This window comes from Methylobacterium sp. WL18 (assembly GCF_008040015.1).
GTDB lineage: Bacteria > Pseudomonadota > Alphaproteobacteria > Rhizobiales > Beijerinckiaceae > Methylobacterium > Methylobacterium mesophilicum.
Window position 1 is genome coordinate 1 of sequence record NZ_VRVD01000703.1, and the last position, 2,258, is coordinate 2,258.

The following is a 2,258-nucleotide window of genomic DNA, read 5'->3' on the forward strand; positions in this document are numbered from 1 at the left end:
GCTGAGCGGCCGGCCGGCGGCCTCGGCCACCGCGAAGCGCCCCGCCATCAGCCCGACCGCGGCGCTCTCGACATAGCCCTCGCAGCCGGTGATCTGGCCGGCGAAGCGCAGGGCCGGCCGGGCCTTCAGCCGGAGGGTGGCGTCCAGCAGCCGCGGGCTGTCGAGATAGGTGTTGCGGTGCAGGCCGCCGAGCCGGGCGAACTCGGCCCGCTCCAGGCCGGGAATCGTGCGGAAGACCCGGACCTGCTCGGCATAGGTCAGCTTCGTCTGGAAGCCGACCATGTTGTAGAGGGTGCCCAGCGCGTTGTCCTGGCGCAGCTGCACGATCGCGCAGGCCTTGACCTGCGGGTCGCGCGGGTTGGTGAGCCCCACCGGCTTCATCGGGCCGTGCCGCAGGGTCTCGGGGCCGCGCTCGGCCATCACCTCAATCGGCAGGCAGCCGTCGAAATACGGCGTCCCCTCCCACTGCTTGAACCCGATCTTGTCCCCCGCCACCAGGGCGGCCACGAAGGCGTCGTACTGCGCCCGGTCCATCGGGCAGTTGAGATAGTCGGCCCCGGTGCCGCCGGGACCGGGCTTGTCGTAGCGGGACTGGAACCACGCCACATCCATGTCGATCGAGTCGCGGTGGACGATCGGCGCGATGGCGTCGAAGAAGGCGAGCGATTCGGCGCCGGTGAGCGCCCGGATGCCCTCGGCGAGCGCCGGGGCGGTCAGCGGGCCGGTGGCGACGATGCAGGGCCCCCACTCCTCCGGCGGCAGGCCCTCGACCTCGCCGCGCGCGATCGTGACGTTGGGATGCTCCTCGAGGGCCCGGGTCACCGTGGCGGAGAAGCCCTCGCGATCCACCGCCAGGGCGCCCCCCGCCGGCACCTGGTTGGCGTCGGCCGCCCGCATGATCAGCGAGCTCAACGAGCGCATCTCCTGGTGGAGCAGGCCGACGGCGTTGCTCTCCGGGTCGTCGGACCGGAACGAGTTCGAGCAGACCAGCTCGGCCAGGCCGTCGGTCTGGTGGGCCTCGGTGCCGCGGACCGGCCGCATCTCGTGGATCACGGCGCGATGGCCGGCCTCGGCCACCTGCCAGGCCGCCTCGGATCCCGCCAGGCCGCCGCCGACGATGTGTAGGGTCTGTGTCATGGCCCAGAATAGCGAAGGACCGTCGCCCGGATCAACGGGCGGCGGTCCTTTGAGTCGAATCGCGATGGTGCCGGGAGATCAGACGCGGGCGATGCCGTGGATCTCGCTGCGGTTGATGCCGAGATCGGCAAGGTCGCGATCCGAGAGGCGGGACAGCTGGGAGACGGTGTCGCGGTACCGGAGATAGGCGCGGACGCGACCCAGGACGCTACGAGCGGCGGACATGGAGTGTATTGACCTCTGTTCGGGCAGTGAGTGGCGCGCCGTTGCGCATCGCTGCCTCTTGTTGGTGCAACGCACATATAAACCTCCCGCGGCGCAGCAGGAGTCGAAAGGCCAAGGATCTGGTCTGCGTGGGCCGCATGCGCGGATTAAGAAACCGGCAACCTTCCCGGCTGGTCATTCTTTGTGCGCATGCGGGGACCCGTCCCGAACGCGCGAAGGGCGCCCCGCCGGCCGGCGGGACGCCCTTCGCAGCGCAAAACGGAGGCGGCGCTCAGTAGAACGGGCGCGGGCCGTAGAAACCGTAGGGGCGATCATAGGGCCGGTAGAACGGCCGCGGCCGAACGTAGCCGCCGTAATAGACCGGCCGGCGCCCGTAATAGGGGCGGGGGCCCCAGTTCGGGCGGCAGAGGCCCCAGGGATTCGGATGGAAGCCCGGGCCGCAGCCCCCCGCCGCCTGGGCGGAGCCCGCGAGCCCGAGGCCGCCGGCGATCGCGGCGGCCACAACGAGTGCCTTCGCGCGCGGTGCGCTCAGAATCGCCATGACAGATCTCCTCGAAGCGTCCGGCGGATCGGTGCCGGTCGGGGGAGACTCGGCCGCGCCGCCTGAACCGATGCTGAGCCTGTGGTTGTATCCGGTGCAGGCTCCGCGGCCGGGAAACGCAGCCCCGGCGGAGACGGTTTCCCGCACCGGGCCTTCAGTGCAGCGAGGGCGTGCGCAGGAACCGCTCCCGGTCGGCCGAGACCAGGGCGAGCTTCACGCCGCGCCCGTCCCGGCGCACGGTGAGGGGAACCCGGACGCCGGCCTCGCCCAGCGCCCAGATGCTGCGGAACAGGGCGGCGAGGTCCGGGATCGGCTCGCCGGCCACCGCCTCGATCACGTCGCCGCTGCGCAGGCC

3 protein-coding genes and 1 pseudogene are annotated in these 2,258 nt (G+C 71.5%); all 4 read right to left on the bottom strand.

Translation table 11 applies throughout. The annotated features are described in order from the left end of the window. The coding region (gene trmFO / locus FV228_RS27220; protein WP_147857366.1) for a methylenetetrahydrofolate--tRNA-(uracil(54)-C(5))-methyltransferase (FADH(2)-oxidizing) TrmFO at positions 1-1,137 on the bottom strand (1,137 nt) is incomplete at its 3' end. Positions 1,138-1,215: 78 nt separating this feature from the next. Continuing rightward, positions 1,216-1,362, bottom strand: coding sequence for a DUF1127 domain-containing protein (locus FV228_RS27225; RefSeq protein ID WP_147857367.1), 147 nt, complete (start codon positions 1,360-1,362; stop codon positions 1,216-1,218). Between the two features lie 271 nt (positions 1,363-1,633). Further along, positions 1,634-1,903: a hypothetical protein gene (locus FV228_RS27230; RefSeq protein ID WP_147857368.1), complete on the bottom strand. Its 270-nt coding sequence runs from the start codon at positions 1,901-1,903 to the stop codon at positions 1,634-1,636. Between the two features lie 154 nt (positions 1,904-2,057). Continuing rightward, positions 2,058-2,258: pseudogene (locus tag FV228_RS27235) on the bottom strand (signal protein PDZ); the annotation flags it as partial.